This is a genomic window from Marinobacterium sp. MBR-111, from assembly GCF_040547585.1.
GTDB classification, from domain to species: domain Bacteria; phylum Pseudomonadota; class Gammaproteobacteria; order Pseudomonadales; family Balneatricaceae; genus Marinobacterium; species Marinobacterium iners.
Genome location: NZ_JBEPQA010000010.1, coordinates 101,476 through 120,632, shown reverse-complemented (window position 1 = coordinate 120,632; position 19,157 = coordinate 101,476). Strand labels below are relative to the sequence as shown.

Below are 19,157 nucleotides of genomic sequence, written 5' to 3'. Positions count from 1 at the left end.
GGTGAATCGAGAATGGCGTCCATATTACCGCCGCAGGCCGCGTGGTTACAGGTGTGTGGAGATGCGAAGCTGAGTTTTAAGTCACGGAATCAGGAAAAATACAGCTTCTGCTTGCATAGTTAGAGCACCATCATGGCGACGAGCCCACAGTCTCATCACATTGTCGTCACAACGCCCCTCAATCAGGAAGTCATGATTGGCGGTGATCGGAGCCAAGCCTTTGAAACTGAACTGGTCCGGTTGACGACCAAAAGTGCGGGTCGCCAGATCAACCAGTAGAGTTGCCGTCAACGGCCCGTGGAAAACCAGCCCCTCGTAACCTTCAACATTGCGAGCATAGTCGACATCATAATGAATGCGGTGGCCGTTGAAAGTCAGTGCCGAGTAACGATACAGCATCACGTGAGTCGGTGAGACGGTTTCAAAAAATTCAGCATCATCCGGGGCACACTTGGGTTCAGGGTTAGGCGCATTTATTTCGGGATCTTCTCGGTAAACGATATCCTGCTCTTCAGTAATGGCCAGTTGATCACCCACGAAAATTTCGTGCTGCACAGTTACGAAACAGAGCGCACCAGTTCGCCCTTCTTTATGAACAATGTTCCGGATTGTGGACACTTTTCGTACCGCTTCACCCAAGCGTAAAGGCGTATGAAAAGTAAACCGACCACCGGCCCACATTCTGCGAGGCAACTCCACCGGCGGCAAGAAGCCGCCTTTTTTGGGATGACCATCCCTCCCTAGCTGGGAGGCAGGTTTAGCTTCAAGGAAGTACAACCAATGCCATAGTGGTGGCAATTTGTCTCCATGGCGAAGAGCAATATCGCGATCCAGAGTCGCCTCCATAAAATTGGCTGGTTGCAAGCGAAGTGTATCTTCAATGGTTTCACTACGACCTAGCCAACTCATTACATTTACTTCAAACATCAGATTTCTAACTCCTATGTACAGAGAATTTCCTACACATCACACTACGACGCCGTTCTATCAGCCACAGCCTGACCATCAGCGATTCTTAGGCACTCTGAAATCATCCCTTTGGCCATCACTTTCACTTGGCCAAAAATACTGTTGTGCCCGACTGCCCTTGCGAAATCCATGGCAGGAGTTGATCTTTCTATCCTTCTCACTTGCAGAGCGCTCCTGCTTTGAGTAAAACAATTGGTAACCATTGATAGTCTGTATCGCCGCTGTTGCAAGTACTGGCAGCAACTCCGTCAAATGGGTACAGCTTGTGGATCTGCCGAGAGCCCGTTTCGCTTCATTCATCCAGCCTGACTGTATGCGGATGCCAATCAGTTTCTTGTACTGCAAACCGGCTGCCGAGCAGTCTTTATAGGGTGTCTCAGCCATCACGGCTTGTGCATCTCGTATCATCAGCGTGCTATCGACCGTCAGCATGAGCGTCATGTAATGAAGGAAACCCTCTCCTGCCGGTATTCGACCACGATCAAATAACTCAATGTCATACCCCTTAGTATCTGCCAACACGGCTTCCACATCCCACAAACCATCTTCACGCAGATATCCCTGAACATTGATCTTACGGCTATGCAGTGGGGTTCTTTTTACACCGATATTCTTATGTTTCATGATCGCCTCCCCCGGGCAGGCCTCGGAACTATCTATATGTGCCTCACGCCTTTTCATCGCGCTCACATATTAGGGTAATTCGGCCCGCCAGCACCTTCCGGTACCACCCAATTGATGTTCTGCGCTGGATCCTTGATGTCACAGGTCTTACAGTGCAGACAATTCTGGCCATTGATCTGGAACCGCTGGCCCGCTTCGTCCTCGACGATCTCGTACACGCCCGCAGGGCAGTAGCGCTGCGCCGGTTCGGCAAACAGCTGCAGGTTCTGCTTCAGCGGGATACTGGCATCCGCCAGCTTCAGATGACAGGGCTGATCTTCCTCATGGTTGGTATTGGACAGGAACACCGATGACAGCTTGTCGAAACTGAGCACACCATCCGCTTTGGGGTACTGAATATGCTGGAAATACTCAGCTGGCTTGAGCTGAGCATGGTCCGGATGGTTGTCGTGCAGCGTCACCGGAATACGACCGCCAAACCAGTTCTGATCGATGTAGTTGAACGCACCGCCCATCAACTGACCGAACTTGTGCATCGCAGGGCCGAAATTGCGCGAGCGATACAGTTCGTCATACAGCCATGAGCCCTTATAGAGTTCATTGAAGCGTTCCAGCTCCTGGCCGCCTTCATCGCCCTTGCTCAGTACATCGAAGATCGCCTCGGCCGCCAGCATGCCGGATTTCATTGCGGTGTGAGTGCCCTTGATCTTGCTGAAGTTCAGCGTACCGGCATCACAGCCAACCAGCAGGCCGCCCGGGAAGGTCATCTTCGGCAGCGAGTTGTAGCCGCCCTTGGCAATGGCACGGGCGCCATAGGAGACACGCTTGCCGCCATCCAAATGACGCTTGAGTACCGGATGGTGCTTCAGCCGTTGGAACTCATCGAACGGGCTCAGGTACGGATTCTGGTAGTTCAGATCCACGATCAGGCCGACCACCACCTGGTTGTTGTCGGTGTGGTAAAGGAAGAAGCCACCACTGGTGTCCTGATCCAACGGCCAGCCGGAACCGTGAACGACCAGACCGGGCTTGTGCTGCTCCGCCGGGATATCCCAGAGCTCCTTGATGCCCAGACCGTAGTGCTGGGTATCCTTCTGCTTGTAGAGTTCAAAGCGGTTGATCAGCTGCTTGCCCAGATGCCCCCGGCAGCCCTCGGAGAAGACGGTATACTTGGCATGCAGCTCCATGCCCGGCATGTAGTTGGGGCCCTGCTCGCCGTCGGCAGTCACGCCCATGTCGCCGGTGGCCACGCCCTTGACGCTGCCATCGTCATTGAACAGCGCTTCCGCGGCGGCAAAGCCCGGAAAGACTTCGACGCCCAGCGCTTCGGCCTGTTCTGCCAGCCAGCGGCACAAGTTGCCCAGGCTGATGATGTAGTTGCCCTGGTTGTGCATGGTCTTGGGCACGAAGGCGTTGGGGATTTTGGTGCCCTTTTTGGCATCCTTGAGCAGGTAAACCTCGTCTTCAGTCACCGCCGTATTCAATGGTGCACCCTGCTCTTTCCAGTTCGGAAAAAGCTCATCCAGCGCCCGTGTTTCGAGCACCGCACCAGACAGGATATGAGCCCCCACTTCGGAGCCCTTCTCCACCACGCAGACCGTCAGTTCCTGTTCGTTTTCCTGTGCCTGCTGCATCAGACGGCAGGCGGTGGACAACCCGGCGGGGCCTGCCCCGACGATGACCACATCGAATTCCATAGACTCGCGCATGATTTACTCCTAAAAGGCCTACCCTCAAGGCTTAGCCCTCAAGCAATACCCACAAAGATATTGCAGACACCTTTGGCTCGTTAAAAGAAAGTGAAAAAATGCCCTGTACTCACAAGGAGTCCAGGGCAAAGCGGTTAGAGAGCAGTATTACTTGCGATTACAGCCGGGACTCAAGCTCTGGCACCGCATCGAACAGGTCGGCCACCAGGCCGTAATCCGCAACCTGAAAGATGGGGGCTTCTTCGTCCTTGTTGATCGCTACGATAATCTTGGATTCTTTCATGCCCGCCAGGTGCTGGATGGCACCGGAGATGCCTACGGCGATGTACAGTTCCGGTGCCACGATCTTGCCGGTCTGACCAACCTGCATGTCGTTGGGCACGAAGCCGGCATCAACCGCAGCACGGGAAGCACCAACCGCTGCACCGAGCTTGTCGGCAAGGGATTCGAGGATGGCAAAATTCTCGCCATTACCCATGCCACGGCCACCGGAGACCACCACCTTGGCAGCCGTCAGCTCCGGACGATCGGACTGTGCCATCTCTTCGCCGACAAAGCTGGACGTACCGGCATCGTGCACAGCCACGACGGCCTCCACGCTGGCAGAACCACCGGTTGCAGCGGCGGCATCAAAGGCGGTACCACGCACGGTGATCACCTTGATCGGGTCCAGCGACTCGACGGTGGCGATCGCGTTACCGGCGTAGATCGGACGCTGGAAGGTATTGTCGGATTCAACCGCGGTGATGTCGGACAGCTGCGCCACATCCAGCAGCGCGGCGACGCGCGGCATCACGTTCTTGCCGGTGGTGGTCGCTGGTGCGATTACATGGCTGTAGTCCTTACCCAGTTCGGTGATCAGCTTGGACAGGTTTTCCGCGAGCTGATGGCCATAGGCCGCGTTGTCCGCCACCAGCACCTTGCTGACGCCGGCGACCTGAGCGGCGGCTTCAGCAACCGCACCACAGCCTGCGCCAGCGACCAGCAGGTGCAGTTCGCCACCGATCCGGGAAGCCGCAGTCACGGCGTTCAGTGTGGCACCCTTCAGGGTGCTGTTGTCATGTTCTGCAATTACCAGAATAGCCATCAGATCACCCCCTTAAATTACTTTGGCTTCGTTTTTCAGTTTGTCGACCAGCTCGTCCACGCTGCTGACGCGGATACCGGCCTGGCGCTCGGCGGGCGGGGTCACTTTCAGCAGGTGGGTGTGGGCCTTCAGCTCGACACCCAGGTCAGCCGGGGTCTTCACATCCAGCGGCTTCTTCTTCGCTTTCATGATGTTCGGCAGCGACGCGTAGCGCGGTTCGTTCAGGCGCAGGTCGGTGGTGACGATCGCCGGCAGGTTCAGGGCAATCGTCTGCAGACCGCCGTCCACTTCACGGGTCACGTTAACCTTGTCACCGTCAACCTTCACTTCAGAAGCAAAGGTACCCTGCGGCATGTCCAGCAGTGCGCCCAGTATCTGGCCGGTCTGGTTGTTGTCGGCATCGATGGACTGCTTGCCCAGGATCACCAGCTGCGGCTGCTCGTCTTCGACCACCTTGGCCAGCAGTTTGGCCACGTTCAGGGATTCCGGCATCTCGTCGGTTTCGATCTGGATGCCGCGATCAGCGCCCAGCGCCAGTGCGGTACGGATCTGCTCCTGGCAGGCCTTGGGACCGATGGACACCACCACCACTTCAGAGGCCGTGCCGGCTTCCTTCAGGCGTACGGCTTCTTCAACGGCGATTTCACAGAAGGGGTTCAGGGCCATTTTGACATTGGCCAAATCCACGTCGGTGTTATCCGACTTGACGCGCACCTTGACGTTGTAGTCGATGACGCGCTTAACAGGGACAAGTATTTTCATAACGTTATCCGGTAATCTATTTATTGGAATGATGAATATCAGACGTCATCGCCAGCCTGACTGACGATCAGGCGCGCCTGCTGGATGACGGGTGCATCCACCATCTTGCCATCCACCTGGAAAACACCCTCACCGCTTGCCGCAGCGGCAAGCACCCGGCGCGCCCAATCGAGCTCTGCGTCATCAGGGCTAAAACCACGGTGTATCGGTGCCAACTGCCGCGGATGAATACACAGCATGCCGGAGAAGCCCATTTCGCACGCCTGGCGTGCAATTTCTTCAACGGCTGCCTCATTTTCGAACGATGGATAAACGGTTTCGATCGGTGCCTGAAGGCCAGCAACGCGGGAGTGAATCACAAGATCCGCGCGTACTCGATCAAGCATCAGCTGGGCACCAGCAGAATCGGGTTTGATGCGCAGATCCACCCCCAAGTCGAGAGCCCCAAAGCAGAAACGTTCAACCCCTTTTACCTTTGCCATGTACGGCAATTGGTCAATACCGAGCGCTGTTTCTACCAGTGGCCAGATTGGTTTGCCTGTTTCTGCAGCCAACTGCAGTGTTTCAACACTCTGCGACTTTGCAACCATGATTGCGGCTACACCGCTCTGCTGACGGCAGAGTTCGAGATCTAGAGCGAACTCCTTGGTGCCCGCTGAGTTGATACGCACCAACACAGCCACATCAGGACTGGCTTCAAGATACTGTCTTAGCGACTCACGGGCCGCATCTTTTTCGGCTGGTGCGACCGCATCTTCAAGATCGATGACAACCACATCAGCACCACTGCCGCGTGCCTTTTCGAAACGTTCAGGCCGAGACGCTGGCACAAACAGGACCGATCTTGTTTTCTGGTGAACTGTCATTGCTTGATGCCCTCAGATAATGGATGCGCGTTTAAACTGCTTCAAATCAGACTCGCTATAGCCAAGCCCCGAGAGAATCTCTTCGGTATGCTGACCCAGTCCCGGCACCGCATCCATTTTTGGAACATAAGCATTATTGACGCCCGGCGGCGCCAGTGCCGGAAGCTTTCCTGAAGGACTGTCGATAAGCGTCCAGCGCTGACGGGATTCGAGCTGTGGATGCTTCCAAACTGCCTGCATATCATTAACATGTGCGTTGGCAATTTTGGCTTTATCCAAGCGAGCGATGACATCCTCTGACGTCAATGACTTAAATGCGTCGTGAATAAGTTCACGCAACACTTCACGATTCTCCGAACGCTTGTAGTTAGCATTAAAGCGTTCATCGTCAGCTAGTTCCGGCTGCTCTAGTACCGTCTTGCAGAAGGACAGCCATTCGCGCTCGTTCTGTAGCCCCAACATGACAGAACGATTATCACCCGCCATGAAGGGACCGTAGGGGTAAATGGTCGCGTGAGACGCACCGGCACGTTGCGGTGGCTGTGCGCCCTCGAATGCGTAGTACATGGGATAGCCCATCCACTCGACAAGGCTCTCCAGCATGGATATATCAATGGAAGTGCCCAAACCGGTAGTCTGTCGGTGAATTAACGCAGACAATACGTTGGTATAAGCGTACATGCCGGCGGCTATATCGGCGATGGAGCAACCTGCCTTCGCCATACCATCCGGCCCCGGAAGCCCTGTTGTTGACAGAAAACCTGCTTCGCTCTGGATCAGCAAATCATAGGCTTTCTTGTCCTGATAGGGACCGCCTTCACCGTAGCCGGAAATATTACATATGATCAACCGCGGATAGCGCTCGTGAAGCTGATCAAACGACAGCCCGAGACGGGCAGCTGCGCCTGGTGCCAGATTCTGTACCAGTACATCGGCACTTTCCAACAGAGCATCCATGACTGGCTTTGCTTCATCTGATTTCAGATCCAGAGTCAGGCTTTTCTTGGACCTGTTGGTCCAGACAAAGTGGGACGAAAGCCCGTGAACACGTTGATCATAACCACGCGCGAAATCACCGCTACCGGGTCTTTCAACCTTAATGACGTTTGCGCCCAAATCGGCCAATTGTCGAGTACAGAAGGGGGCGGCGATAGCATGTTCCAGACTAACAACAGTGATGCCGTCCAGTGGGCGCGGAGCTGCCCCGGAGTCTTGTGAATAATCAGTCATAATTTTTCCTCAAGCGCTATAGATGCTATGAGTCAGTGATAAGTCGATGAGAGCAGGAAGCCAACATGTTCCAAATCGCGCAGTCCCCAGGCGACATCAATCAGGTGTCGATTTTCCTCTTCGGTAACGGCATTGGAAAACTTCACCAGACGTGTGAACTTATTCTCCAGCTCAAGGCGAGATAACGGGTTTTCCGGGTCGCCCTTGGGATCGCGCACCAAAGCCTGAAATACTTGGCCATCACGCGTGGTAACATCAACCTTACCTAACCATTTGGCCGGGTAGGCCTCATCAACCTCCGAATCAAGACACATAGTCACCCGAGAGCGGAAATCTGCCACCTTAGGATCCTGCAGTGCATGGTGCTGGAACTCTTCGAGTCCAGCTTTGCCATATATTGCGATTAACCCAAGCACAGTCCCCATGGAAAACTTGGCCTGATGCACGGTACAGGGCACGTCCACCGGCCCCAAGACGTCAATGGCAGCCTGATGGACATGAGTGACAACCGAATCTATTTCATCATGCTGCAGATCGTGCTCGCGCATGATGTGCTGCAAGGCATCGGCCGCCGGGTGAGTATGGCGACAGGAAGCGTGAAACTTGAAAGAGGTCTCACTCAGTGCCCAGCGGGTGCCCAGACGGTCATTCAACCTGGCGGGGTCTGCATCATGCGACATACCTGCAGCCATACCCTGATGGCCATCAAAAATATGCTGCGCCCCTGTAAGGCCGTCAGCAGTCATATAAGCCGCCAGCAAACCATCGGCTGCAGCCTTGGCAGTGTGGAGTTGCTTGGAGTCAGCACCATCGCGCAGAAACTCCCATAGACCGGCAGCCTGGGTACCCGCGCTACCCAATACATGCATGAACTCATCCGCAGAGAAGTTGAGCAGCTTACCTACAGTAACAGCCGCTGCCAGCGTTCCTACGGTACCGGTAGTATGGAAAATGGTGTAATGGGAGCGACCTAAAAATTCACCAATACGGATGCCTGCCTCATAGCCCGCCACTGCCGCCAAGATAAGATCCCGACCTGAGCGTCCTTCTGCTTGCGCGGTGGCCAAAGCCGCCGGGAATACTACAGTACCCGGGTGCAATACTGATGAGTTGTGCAGATCATCCTGCTCGACCACATGAGACGCTGCCGCATTCACGAAAGCTGCAAAGTAGGGGGTCGTTTGGCGACGGCAAGTGAGGATTTCACTGCCCCCACTAGCGGGCCCCATACGCTGCGCATAACGCTCAAACTTCGGGATAGGGGCATATCCCTTGCCAGCAAGGGCTGAACCCAGCCAGTCTAGATATAGCTCTTCACAACGGGCGACGACCGATTCTGAAAGATCATCGTATCGCAGCTCCGCCAAGAAATCGGCCAACTCTCGAGTGCTGTTCGCCATGGTCATCTCCTTTAAAATGAGCGTGGCAGCTCAAGGACGTGCTCAGCAACGTAGCTTAGGATGAGGTTTGTCGAGATCGGAGCCACCTGGTACAGACGCGTCTCACGGAATTTGCGCTCAACATCGTACTCACTGGCAAATCCAAAACCGCCATGGAACTGAAGACAAGCATTGGCAGCTTCCCATGAGGCCTTAGCTGCCAGGTACTTCGCCATGTTCGCCTGAGTCCCACAATGTTCGCCAGCATCATAAAGACGACATGCCTCGAAACGCATCAGGTTAGCCGCTTCAACCTCAATAAAGCTCTCCGCTATCGGGAACTGAACACCCTGGTTCTGGCCGATGGGACGTCCAAAAACAATGCGTTCTTTTGCATAATCAGTTACTTTATCGACGAACCAATAACCATCGCCAATACATTCCGCGGCAATTAGAGCACGTTCGGCATTTAGCCCTGTCAGGATATATTTGAAACCTTGCCCCTCTTCCCCAATCAAATTTTCAGCAGGAATTTCCAGGTTGTCGAAGAAGAGCTCGTTCGTCTCATGGTTGACCATGTTTGTGATTGGCTGAACACTCATCCCATTTCCAATCGCTTCTTTCAGATCAACTAGGAAAATCGATAGGCCTTCAGACTTACGTTTGACCTGATCAAGCGGAGTTGTTCGTGCCAACAGGATCATCAGGTCCGAATGCTGCACGCGGGAGATCCAAACTTTCTGCCCATTGATGACATACTTATCACCCTTACGCACAGCCGTGGTCTTGATCTTGGTTGTATCGGTGCCCGTGGTTGGTTCTGTTACGCCCATAGATTGGAGTCTCAGCTCACCACTTGCGATTTTGGGCAAATACAACTTGCGCTGCTCTTCCGAACCATGACGGATCAGGGTATTCATGTTGTACATTTGCCCGTGGCAAGCACCAGCATTACCGCCGGCTCGGTTGATTTCTTCCATGATGATTGAAGCTTCCGTCAGACCAAGCCCTGAACCGCCGTACTCTTCAGGGATCAGCGCTGCCATCCAGCCATGCTTGGTCAGTGCGTCAACAAAGGCCTCGGGATAAGCCCGCTCTTCATCAACCTTCCGGTGATATTCGGCCGGAAATTCTGCACAAAGTGAACGAACAGCATCACGAATATCCTCATAGCCCACGCCAATACTTGTGTTATTCATTCTATTCTCCTCTCATTTATACAATCGTCGCGACCTTGATGACGCCGTCGACTAACAAGCCCGCTTGATAAGAACCACGTATTTACCTTCAAATAACTGCTGGGGTTACAGCTGCTTTATGCGAAATGCAACTCAGCCTGATGAGCAAGGCCATTACTGTTAAAGGCCCACAGCCGTGCCTTGCCTTTCCCTATATGCCTTCCGGAAACCTTGAAGTCTTGCTCAGCTGTGAGGGGGCGAACGCCTCGATAAGACAGGGATGTCGGCCGCCGGCCAGGGTTAGCGGTTGTAAAAGCTCGTACCATCAGCGTGGCAATCAGAGGCCCATGAACGACAAGATCTGGATATGACTCCTGTTGTGTCGCGTAAAGCCAGTCGTAATGAATTCTGTGAGTGTTAAATGTCACAGCGGAATAGCGGAACAGTAGTGCTGGGGTAGGCTCAATATCTTCGACCCATTCAAGCGCCTCTCCGAAGGGCTTAGCCTCAACCTTCACGGGGCCTGGTGGGCGATAAACAAGATCCTGCTCTTCACTGATACACAGCGCGCCCTCTTGGTAAAAGTCATGCTGCACAGTTACAAAGATCAGCTTGCCTGATCGGCCTTGCTTTTCCTCTACTTTAATAATGCTGGACTCACGTGCAGCATCGAGCCCAACCTTGAGCGGTTCCAAAAAGCTAACGCGACCGCCAGCCCACATTCGGGCACAACCTTCAACACCAGGAATAAACATACTGACGCTTGGATGGCCATCCGCCCCTAAACAGTCTTGAGAAACAGCATCCTGAAAGAAAGCCCAATGCCATAACGTAGGAAGATCATCGTATTTTTTCAGCCTTGAATTACTGAAAGTTGCTGCCATACGATTACATAAAGACTCAGATATATTATCCAGAGTGCGACTTTTCCTTCCAACCCAACTTTCAGGTGACTCTGCCTTCATAACTCATCTCACATTATCTTTTTTAATAAGATGCATCAAAGTTATGATCTTGTGAATTTTATTAATTGATAGCCTCACTTTTAAAAATAAAAACCTTTTAAGAACACAGAATAAGGCAGGTTACGACACCAAGTCATGGGCTTGTTTCAATATCTAACTTCTGTACTGCTCAATAATGGTTTCTATCAGCTTCTGGCCACATCTGGGCAGGGAGTCGCGATCCTTCAGCAAAAGACAACGCCTGCGTATCGCCCAAGTATCAGAAAGCTCTACTAGTTTCATATTCATTGTGCGTATATAACGCACAGCACAGCTCTCTGGAACTATGGCTACACCAACGCCAGACTCCACCATACGACAGGCAGCCTCAAATCCAAACACCTGGACTCTGGGCTTGAATTCTCCGCCGGCTTCACGTGCAATTCCTTCCAAAAAGGAAAAAAGACTGCTTCCCTCATGTAAGCTAATATGGGGTTCTGTCTGAGTCTCAAAGAAACTAACCTGATCTTTCCCAGCAAGCTTATTATCATTGGGCACAGCCAATAACAGTTTGTCCGTCGCGAAAGGGATGACTTCTAGACCACTACCTCTGACCTCATCCGAAACGATACCCAGGTCCGCAGAACCATCGATAACAGCTTTAACAATATCTCGGTTAAGCGCCTCCTGAAGATCAATACTGACGCCATGCCTGCACGCCAGGAAATCAGCAAGCACACTCGGCATAATTTCAGTAACGGCAGTTGTGTTAGCAGATATTCTAAGGTGGCCAGAGCTATCATCATCTGGTGTAGAAAAGTCACTTTTAACAGTATCGACCAGTTTCAATATGGAACGGGCCTGACGCAGTAACTGATTACCTGCAGGTGTCAGACTAACACCCCTGTTCTCACGGTAGAACAAGCGACTACCTAACTGCTCCTCAAACCCTTTTAGCCTATTACTCCCGGCTGCTAGAGAAATATTGGCCTTTTTTGCCCCCAATGTAAGGCTTTCAGATTCGGCGATACAAACAAAAAGCTGAAGGTCTTTAAGATCAAAATACATGACCAGTTCCAATTATCTGAATAATTATTATTATAAAAAATGCTTTACAATATTTATATTGCAAAAACTTTTTTCATACAGGATTAATAAAACCAACTAGTCACATCCATCAATTTTTCTGCCTTATAAATACTCATTGTTATTTCCAGAAAATTGTTATAGTCGAACTCATCTAAGTTTGCCGTTGCCAAAAGCAGTCGTGCTTTTTCTGTAACAATACGTTTGAGCACATCTATATCACTATTGTTCTTATGACAGTACGCCATAGAAGAAAAGTCTGCTCCCTCCTCCGTACTGACAACAAGCTTTGCACCCAACTCCGCAGGAAATCTTTGTGTGAACTGGTCATAGATTTCAACGCATATCTTCTGTCTAATTTTCGCTAGCGTTGCACAATGATAATTTTCGAAAGATGCTAACCCTATGTGACCAAATGACAGCATATGGGCAACACAATACTGAATAGAAAATCTAGCATCATATTCATCTATCGGATCCGGCCGGTCACACAGCTCTTTCGCGCCTTTATATGTGATCACCCTTATCTTTCGAATCGCTTTACCCGTCAGTTGTTCGCGTAATGCTAAGGCCGCTTCGATAGCAGGATGAACGTGTCTGCAGCAAGGCAATGTACGAATTGTGGTCTGTGTCAACGCCCAATAACTTTCAACTGACGCGAGCTCGCGCTCTGCCGCCACATAAAAATCCTGATCTACGTTTAGATTCCTGACACCATCGAACACTCCAACTTGAGCGAGATAACTTCCTGTTATTCCCAACTCAGAGGCGCGTGCTATATTGAAGTATTTACTTAGAGTACCGGCATCAGATACATCCCAATGCCTGACCTCTCTCGCAATCAAGTTCGCTAGGACTGCTGCCGTTTCTAGATCTGACAATTGTAGAATCGATGTAACTGCCATAGCGGCTCCTAATGAGCCACAAATACTACTGTGATCAATACTCCGGAATTCAGACTCCTTGAGCACCTGACCAATAAGGCAAGTCGCTTCATACCCGTGCAATACGGACTTTAGAAATACTTCACCAGTAACACCTTCCTTAAGCGAAGCAGCGAGAGCAGCAGGGACAACGACAGCTCCCGGGTGAGTCAACGAATTCGCATGAATATCATCCAACTCAGTAAGCTGTGAGAGCACACTCATCAAGAAGGCCAAGCGACCAGCATCCATGCTGCTTTGCTCACGTCCCCACTGTATAACTTTTCGGCCAGCGTCGGTCACAGAGCCGGCTATGGCGTTGGCCAAGCTATCCAACACAAGCTGTGACGCATATTCCATGTCATCAACAGCAATACACTTTCGCCGTATATGGTGTACAAGTTGCTCTGTGATAAACATCATTACTCAGTCAAACCTGGATCAGGTACAACCCTAATAGCCGTTCAATTGATCAATATATTCCGGTAGGAAAAGCGATATTTGGGGCACATAGGTGATAAGCATCAGGAAGCCCAACAGCAATGCCAACCAAGGTAAGCAAGCCTTGATGACCCAAACAATATTACGCCCTGTAATACCTGCAGTAACGAAAAGGTTCAGCCCCACAGGCGGTGTCAGCATGCCAATTTCCATATTCACCACCATGATGATGCCGAGATGGATTGGATCTATCCCCAACTGCATTGCAATCGGAAACAGAATGGGGGCCATTATCAGCAGAATTGCTGATGGCTCCATAAAATTACCTGCAAGCAACAGCAGTATATTGACAACTATCAGAAAACCCCATGCCGGTAAGCCCCATTCCATGATGGTTTCGGCGATATGATGAGGAATCCTCTCTGTGGTCAGAACATGGGCAAAAAGCATTGCGTTAGCAATGATAAACAAAAGCATAATTGATACTTTGGAAGCATCAAGAATCACCCGGCGTACTTCTGGGTTATTAACCGACTGCGGCAATGCCCAGAGCATCTGTAGGCTGTTGCGCGCGATGGCACGGCCCAGATTTTCATTATCTCTGCGCCAAGGTACTCCTTTAAGTGGACCAATATCACGATAGCCGGTTACAGCAACTAGGTAGGCATAGACCGCCGCTACTGCTGCGGCTTCAGTAGGCGAAGCCACACCACCGTAAATTGAGCCGAGTACTATAATGATTAGCATTAGGCCACCCAGAGCGAGCAGACCTGACCTGGCTAGTTTTGCAAAGCCAGGAAACGGCTGAGACGGTAATTTCATTACACGTGCTGCGATGTAAATAGCCACCATTAGTATCAACCCCATCATTATTCCAGGGATGAAACCAGCCATAAACATACGAGAAGCAGACACTTGTGTTGCAGCTGAGTAAACCAACATTACAATCGAAGGCGGAATTAAGATTCCCAAGGTACCTGCGTTTGCAATGACACCAGCAGCAAATGATTCTGGATATCCCGAACGAACCATACCAGCGATTACAATCGTTCCTATCGCTGCTACTGTAGCGGGAGATGAACCAGAAACAGCTGCAAATAGCATACAGGCCATGACAGATGCCATAGCCAAACCACCACGAATATGGCCAATACTATCAATTGCAAAATTTATTAACCGTTTTGCCACTCCACCTGTAGACAAAAATGCAGATGATAAAATAAAGAACGGAATAGCTAATAACGTATAGTGTTCAGATGTAGCCTCGAACAACTTCAAAGCTATTGATGGAAGCGAGTCATTAGAGAAAAGTAAAATAGTTGTAATAGATGACAATCCAAGTGCAATTGCAATAGGCATTCCCATAAGCATGCACCCGAATAATCCTATAAAGAGCACTGCTATAGTCATGTTTTAGCCCCTTGATTTTCAGCATTTTTCTTCAGCTCTTCAGCAATATGCATTGACTCTTCTGCCTCATCGGTGAAGTGGAAGCCATCAGATTCACTACGTAATACTTTTATACCAAGCTGCAAAAACCGGAATGCTAATAAGGCAAAGCCAACCACTAGTACACTAGTAGCCACCCAACGAGGAAATTCAACATCCTCTAGATCTATTCCTATCAATTTTAGTTTGGCCACATACATCCAACCACCATAAAGAAAAAGTCCGCAATAGATTAAACATAGTGCTATAGCCAGAAGGGTAAACCCACGATGTACATTTTTTGGTAACAATTTTACAAACACGTCAACCCCTATATGGCTACCAACTTTAACACCATATGAAGCTCCCAATAAAACAAACCACCCCGCGCTTAGCAGGGTTATTTCTTGAGCCCAACTAATACCACTATTGAATACAAATCGAGCAATAACCTCAGCGAATACTAGTAGTGTCATAGCAATAAGAAGAATGGAGATAAGTCCCTCTTCAATATTTGAAAATAGCTTGCGCACCATCAAGCTCCCCCCACCCTTTGAATAATTAAAATTTCATTACAAAGCAATTAAAGTACTTAAAGTACTTAAAGCACATGTTTTATTCTAAATTAATTATTTTAAAAAAAGCGGGCAGGGCTATTTAGCCCTAGCCCCTGATAAATATATTATTGATTAGAGTTGGCCAGCTCAGCTGCTTCTAGTGCATCATGACCAATATCGTCAGCAAAGCTGTTCCATACTGGCTTCATAGCATCAACCCACTGCTGGCGCTCTTCTTCAGATAGCTCGATAACTTTTGATCGTTTTGAATCAATAATATTTTGTTTATCTCGCTCTGCAATTTTTTCAGCCAAATTGTTACCATAAACGAGTGCTTCGTCTAAGGACTTCTTCAACTCTAACCGGACTTCATCATCCAGCCCATCCCAAAAATCGGTTGAAGTAACAACCATATAGTCTATAACACCGTGATTAGACTCTGTTATATAAGGTTGCACTTCGTAAAAGTTTTGTGAATAAATATTCGACCACGTATTTTCTTGACCATCAATAGCACGGGTTTGTAAAAGAGTAAAAACCTCTGAGAAAGGTTTTTTTAGAGCAACAGCATCTATTGCTTCAAATTGAGCATGTAGTACATCAGAGGCTTGGATACGAAATTTTTTACCTGCGGCATCGCTAGGCACGCGTAGTGGTTCACTAGCAGACAGCTGCTTAAGCCCATTGTGTAAATAACCCAAACCAAACAAACCTTTATCTGCCATTGAGGTCAGCATACCTTGCCCAACTGGGCCTTGCTGAAACCTTTCAACAGCTTCCATGTCACGAAAAAGGAATGGAAGATCATAAATTTGCAACCGGGGGGTGTATGACTCAAATTTTGACAAAGAAGGGGCAGCCATCTGCACATCGCCCAGAAGCATTGCTTCCAACACCTTGTTGTCAGTGAAAAGTTGGGAGTTCGGGTAAACTTTTACCTCGACTTTGCCAGGCAATCGCTCTTCAGCTAACTCCTTAAACTTTAGTGCCATTTGCCCCTTGGGCGTATCATCAGCAACGACATGTGAAAACTTGATCTCTATTGGAGCAGCACTTAATGAGGGTGCGAACGACACTGCAGCCGCAAAGCATGCAGAGAAAATCTTCTTTTTCATTATATTTAATTCCTTCTTTATAACTTATTCTTCTATAGAAAGAGTTTTCAATCACGCAATTTGCATTGCTCTAAAAGTCCATTTTTGCTGTCACCTTCATGTATCTGAAGCCGACGAGTGAGCTACTTGCTCTTCTGCGTGTGCCTCTAACTTCAGCTAGTTTGCTGGATAGCGCACAACCATACAAACCACTATAATTCCAGTTGTCAGTTAATTTTGAGTGATCCGAGTACAAAATGCGTACAACACCCTCGATGCACAGCCTGCGAGTTTTCGAAGCCGCATCTCGCCTGATGAGCTTCAAAGAAGCTGCAGATGAGCTGTGCGTAACGCCAGCTGCAGTAAGTAATCAAATACACAAACTAGAAGAGTACCTGGGTGTAAGGCTTTTTAAACGCTTCAACCGTCGGATTGAATTGACTGACGCAGGAACAAAGTATTTAGTAAGAATGCGTCTTATATTTGATGATATCGAAGATGCTACAAGAGATGTGATGCAGAAAGGCGAAGCATCTGTCATTTCTTTTGCTGCCCCACCCACTCTTTTAAAGAGCTGGCTAATTCCAAACATTAAGAATTTTTACTCCTCTTATCCAAACATTAATATAAGATTCGTAGACACTTTGCGTTACCTTGAATTCGAAAAGGAACAAATAGATCTTGCCATAAGGTATGGCTTGGGAGGTTGGGATGATTTACAGCAAGACTACCTCTTTCCTGAGGATGTATGTCCTGCATGCAGTCCAAAATTGATTGAAGGAGAATACAAATTATTAGAGCCTAGTGATCTTGTGAACTTCAGACTTATCTACACTGAGAGGCGCCTTGTTCAATGGGATAATTATCTTGCATCTGCTGGATATGAAAAGATCCCGATAAGAAATAAATTATGGTTTCTAAATTCAATTCATACACTCGAAGCGGCATTAAATGGAGTGGGTGTTGCATTAATAAACAAGCACTTAATTCAAGATCATCTTGAAAGCGGTGAGCTTATAATTCCATTCGAATTAAAAATGGATTTATCAAGAAAACCTGGCTACTACTTAGTATCACCGAAAGAGTCTTCATTCAAGAAAGAAATTGATATATTCAGAAATTGGATACTAGATCTATCTCCAATCAATAATTAAAAATATTATAGGATGAAGTGATGTCTTTTAAGATCATTTTTTAATGGCGTGATATCGTAGTTTGCATTATACTTATTCATACAACCAAAATTTCAAAAAAATATCTATTCATTTTTTGAGTATACATAATCAATCACTTTACCAAATTGATCTTCTACAATCGCCACAACCTGTTTACCTTTTTCCGTAATTATTTTTTTATCGGATTTTTTTTCTGCAAGTTTTTTAAGCTCTTCCATTGTGGCTATTTTGATTCCTTTATCCTTAAGAATACGAATTATATCTGTTCGAATGGGGTTAACCGCAATACCACATTCAGTAACAACAACATCTATATTTTCACCTGGAGTGCTTATTGTATTCACAGAACTTACTATTTTAGGAGTTTTCCTTGTAGTAAGTCTTGTTGTTACTATAGATATTTTCGAACCAGCACATATATCCAAATGGGCACCGCCCCCCCCTATTATCAAGTTATCTTCACCTGTAATTAGGTTAGCATTAAAGTTCATATCAACTTCATTTGCACCTAGTACTGAATAATCTAACTTTTTGACAAACGCATCACTATCATTCGGATTGACATAAGATTTTGCTGTTAATCTGTAATGAGAGCTATCAGTATTATACGACTGAATTGCACAACTATCAAAACATTGAAAATCATAAAGCCTTTCAACCAACCCTTCATGTAACATATCAACGTGACATTTCATTATTCCTCCAAGTAAAAATGAAGACTTCACACTTCTTGATATCATTAGATCACGAAGAGATCTTATTATACTTAGCGAGACTCCCCCAACCCCTGCTTGATAACTAAATCCACTTTTAAATAAAGGTGTAGCACCTATCACTTTAATAGTATTCTCTGCTATTCTACATGACTTTTCGTCAACTGCAGGAATTGTATTTTTGAAGCTTATCTTTTTTGAATCACCTATTTTATCGACAAAAGCAACAAAGTTAATATGCTTATTATTTACCTCGATATATCTACCGGGTTCCCTCAATATGCTATCTGTAACAGCAACAGTATATTTTGAGTAAATAGCGTCATCGATAGAATATCCTAGTGGCCCCAAAGATTTTTCTGCTTGACAGATAATCGATCCATTAATATCCACACAAGGTGCTGCAATAAAGGTAATATCAATATTGAGTCGACCACTCATTATTGAGGAAATTCGACCTCCATGAGTCTGTAAAACAGCAGGCTCTTTCATGTAGCCATAAGAAATAAACCTTGCTACTTTTGCACTTAGAAAGTTTGTATAAATCTTTTTAACTGTTCCATCCTCAATAAAGTCTATAAGTTCATCATGACAATCCATTATTGCATATGCTGCCAATGTTATATCTTTTATTCCTAGTAATTTAAATGCTTTTAGCACTTTTATTAATATCAAGTCTCCATTTCTTAAGTGATGCTGGAACGAAATTACACATCCATCTTTTACTCCAGAATCTACAATAGAATCTTCTATTGCTCCCTTTCCAACACCTAATTTATACATATAGAAACCTATTTTTTTACCAAAAACAACCAATGCAATATTTTATAGCCCGTACTAATTAAAACAAGTCATTATAACTTTAGCTGTCAATTAACTTTTTATATGCTGAAAATACGTATGTGCTATACGTTATCCCTGATTTATATCAAAACCGAATACTTTAAAATGATTTAAATAGGATTTGAATTGTATAGCTTAGCCCTGACTCC

The 19,157-nt window shown here is 48.0% G+C and carries 17 protein-coding genes; 1 reads left to right on the top strand and 16 read right to left on the bottom strand.

Annotation, left to right across the window (positions count from 1 at the left end; all coding sequences use genetic code 11):
* Window positions 1-81: 81 nt before the first annotated feature.
* The 15 genes from ABIE61_RS09420 to ABIE61_RS09350 all read right to left on the bottom strand — a co-directional run bounded on the left by ABIE61_RS09420 (window position 82) and on the right by ABIE61_RS09350 (window position 16,298).
* Window positions 82-927 (bottom strand): HTD2 family dehydratase, encoded by an 846-nt coding sequence (locus ABIE61_RS09420; protein ID WP_354408821.1) that lies wholly within the window; start codon window positions 925-927, stop codon window positions 82-84.
* Window positions 928-1,005: 78 nt separating this feature from the next.
* On the bottom strand, window positions 1,006-1,593 hold the full coding sequence (locus ABIE61_RS09415) for a DUF2889 domain-containing protein (RefSeq protein ID WP_354408819.1): 588 nt from the start codon (window positions 1,591-1,593) through the stop codon (window positions 1,006-1,008).
* 62 nt (window positions 1,594-1,655) lie between these two features.
* Entirely contained in the window at window positions 1,656-3,302 is a 1,647-nt protein-coding gene (locus tag ABIE61_RS09410) for an electron transfer flavoprotein-ubiquinone oxidoreductase (protein WP_354408816.1), read from the bottom strand.
* A 157-nt stretch (window positions 3,303-3,459) separates the two neighbouring features.
* Window positions 3,460-4,389 (bottom strand): electron transfer flavoprotein subunit alpha/FixB family protein, encoded by a 930-nt coding sequence (locus ABIE61_RS09405; RefSeq protein WP_354408813.1) that lies wholly within the window; start codon window positions 4,387-4,389, stop codon window positions 3,460-3,462.
* Window positions 4,390-4,401: 12 nt separating this feature from the next.
* Complete coding sequence (locus tag ABIE61_RS09400) at window positions 4,402-5,151, bottom strand: electron transfer flavoprotein subunit beta/FixA family protein (RefSeq protein ID WP_354408811.1); 750 nt, start codon at window positions 5,149-5,151, stop codon at window positions 4,402-4,404.
* A gap of 38 nt (window positions 5,152-5,189) precedes the next feature.
* Window positions 5,190-6,017, bottom strand: coding sequence for an HpcH/HpaI aldolase/citrate lyase family protein (locus ABIE61_RS09395; RefSeq protein ID WP_354408810.1), 828 nt, complete (start codon window positions 6,015-6,017; stop codon window positions 5,190-5,192).
* A gap of 12 nt (window positions 6,018-6,029) precedes the next feature.
* Window positions 6,030-7,247, bottom strand: coding sequence for a CaiB/BaiF CoA transferase family protein (locus ABIE61_RS09390; RefSeq protein ID WP_354408808.1), 1,218 nt, complete (start codon window positions 7,245-7,247; stop codon window positions 6,030-6,032).
* Window positions 7,248-7,279: 32 nt separating this feature from the next.
* Entirely contained in the window at window positions 7,280-8,647 is a 1,368-nt protein-coding gene (locus ABIE61_RS09385; protein WP_354408805.1) for an MmgE/PrpD family protein, read from the bottom strand.
* 11 nt (window positions 8,648-8,658) lie between these two features.
* Complete coding sequence (locus tag ABIE61_RS09380) at window positions 8,659-9,825, bottom strand: acyl-CoA dehydrogenase family protein (protein ID WP_354408803.1); 1,167 nt, start codon at window positions 9,823-9,825, stop codon at window positions 8,659-8,661.
* A gap of 116 nt (window positions 9,826-9,941) precedes the next feature.
* A complete protein-coding gene (locus tag ABIE61_RS09375; RefSeq protein WP_354408800.1) occupies window positions 9,942-10,688 on the bottom strand; it encodes an HTD2 family dehydratase in 747 nt (248 codons plus the stop codon).
* A gap of 234 nt (window positions 10,689-10,922) precedes the next feature.
* Window positions 10,923-11,816, bottom strand: coding sequence for a LysR family transcriptional regulator (locus ABIE61_RS09370; RefSeq protein ID WP_354408798.1), 894 nt, complete (start codon window positions 11,814-11,816; stop codon window positions 10,923-10,925).
* 83 nt (window positions 11,817-11,899) lie between these two features.
* The gene (locus ABIE61_RS09365; protein ID WP_354408796.1) at window positions 11,900-13,180 is read right to left on the bottom strand and encodes an MmgE/PrpD family protein; all 1,281 of its coding nucleotides are present in this window, start codon (window positions 13,178-13,180) and stop codon (window positions 11,900-11,902) included.
* 30 nt (window positions 13,181-13,210) lie between these two features.
* The gene (locus ABIE61_RS09360) at window positions 13,211-14,608 is read right to left on the bottom strand and encodes a TRAP transporter large permease (RefSeq protein ID WP_354408794.1); all 1,398 of its coding nucleotides are present in this window, start codon (window positions 14,606-14,608) and stop codon (window positions 13,211-13,213) included.
* The gene (locus tag ABIE61_RS09355; protein WP_354408823.1) at window positions 14,605-15,162 is read right to left on the bottom strand and encodes a TRAP transporter small permease; all 558 of its coding nucleotides are present in this window, start codon (window positions 15,160-15,162) and stop codon (window positions 14,605-14,607) included. The genes ABIE61_RS09360 and ABIE61_RS09355 overlap by 4 nt, the downstream gene beginning before the upstream one ends.
* 146 nt (window positions 15,163-15,308) lie before the next feature.
* The gene (locus ABIE61_RS09350) at window positions 15,309-16,298 is read right to left on the bottom strand and encodes a TRAP transporter substrate-binding protein (RefSeq protein WP_354408792.1); all 990 of its coding nucleotides are present in this window, start codon (window positions 16,296-16,298) and stop codon (window positions 15,309-15,311) included.
* Between the two features lie 236 nt (window positions 16,299-16,534).
* On the opposite strand from ABIE61_RS09350, the gene ABIE61_RS09345 reads away from it, so the two are divergent.
* Window positions 16,535-17,431: a LysR substrate-binding domain-containing protein gene (locus ABIE61_RS09345; protein WP_354408791.1), complete on the top strand. Its 897-nt coding sequence runs from the start codon at window positions 16,535-16,537 to the stop codon at window positions 17,429-17,431.
* Between the two features lie 104 nt (window positions 17,432-17,535).
* Here ABIE61_RS09345 and ABIE61_RS09340 read toward each other — a convergent pair whose 3' ends face one another.
* Window positions 17,536-18,948, bottom strand: a complete 1,413-nt coding sequence (locus tag ABIE61_RS09340; protein ID WP_354408789.1) for a citrate lyase subunit alpha — start codon at window positions 18,946-18,948, stop codon at window positions 17,536-17,538.
* Window positions 18,949-19,157: the final 209 nt, after the last annotated feature.

Excerpts from the sequence above, each read along its gene's own strand:
- ABIE61_RS09420 (WP_354408821.1), bottom strand. The coding sequence starts at position 927 with ATGTTTGAAGTAAATGTAATGAGTTGGCTAGGTCGTAGTGAAACCATT.
- ABIE61_RS09415 (WP_354408819.1), bottom strand. The coding sequence starts at position 1,593 with ATGAAACATAAGAATATCGGTGTAAAAAGAACCCCACTGCATAGCCGT.
- ABIE61_RS09410 (WP_354408816.1), bottom strand. The coding sequence starts at position 3,302 with ATGCGCGAGTCTATGGAATTCGATGTGGTCATCGTCGGGGCAGGCCCC.
- ABIE61_RS09405 (WP_354408813.1), bottom strand. The coding sequence starts at position 4,389 with ATGGCTATTCTGGTAATTGCAGAACATGACAACAGCACCCTGAAGGGT.
- ABIE61_RS09400 (WP_354408811.1), bottom strand. The coding sequence starts at position 5,151 with ATGAAAATACTTGTCCCTGTTAAGCGCGTCATCGACTACAACGTCAAG.
- ABIE61_RS09395 (WP_354408810.1), bottom strand. The coding sequence starts at position 6,017 with ATGACAGTTCACCAGAAAACAAGATCGGTCCTGTTTGTGCCAGCGTCT.
- ABIE61_RS09390 (WP_354408808.1), bottom strand. The coding sequence starts at position 7,247 with ATGACTGATTATTCACAAGACTCCGGGGCAGCTCCGCGCCCACTGGAC.
- ABIE61_RS09385 (WP_354408805.1), bottom strand. The coding sequence starts at position 8,647 with ATGGCGAACAGCACTCGAGAGTTGGCCGATTTCTTGGCGGAGCTGCGA.
- ABIE61_RS09380 (WP_354408803.1), bottom strand. The coding sequence starts at position 9,825 with ATGAATAACACAAGTATTGGCGTGGGCTATGAGGATATTCGTGATGCT.
- ABIE61_RS09375 (WP_354408800.1), bottom strand. The coding sequence starts at position 10,688 with ATGGCAGCAACTTTCAGTAATTCAAGGCTGAAAAAATACGATGATCTT.
- ABIE61_RS09370 (WP_354408798.1), bottom strand. The coding sequence starts at position 11,816 with ATGTATTTTGATCTTAAAGACCTTCAGCTTTTTGTTTGTATCGCCGAA.
- ABIE61_RS09365 (WP_354408796.1), bottom strand. The coding sequence starts at position 13,180 with ATGATGTTTATCACAGAGCAACTTGTACACCATATACGGCGAAAGTGT.
- ABIE61_RS09360 (WP_354408794.1), bottom strand. The coding sequence starts at position 14,608 with ATGACTATAGCAGTGCTCTTTATAGGATTATTCGGGTGCATGCTTATG.
- ABIE61_RS09355 (WP_354408823.1), bottom strand. The coding sequence starts at position 15,162 with ATGGTGCGCAAGCTATTTTCAAATATTGAAGAGGGACTTATCTCCATT.
- ABIE61_RS09350 (WP_354408792.1), bottom strand. The coding sequence starts at position 16,298 with ATGAAAAAGAAGATTTTCTCTGCATGCTTTGCGGCTGCAGTGTCGTTC.
- ABIE61_RS09345 (WP_354408791.1), top strand. The coding sequence starts at position 16,535 with ATGCGTACAACACCCTCGATGCACAGCCTGCGAGTTTTCGAAGCCGCA.
- ABIE61_RS09340 (WP_354408789.1), bottom strand. The coding sequence starts at position 18,948 with ATGTATAAATTAGGTGTTGGAAAGGGAGCAATAGAAGATTCTATTGTA.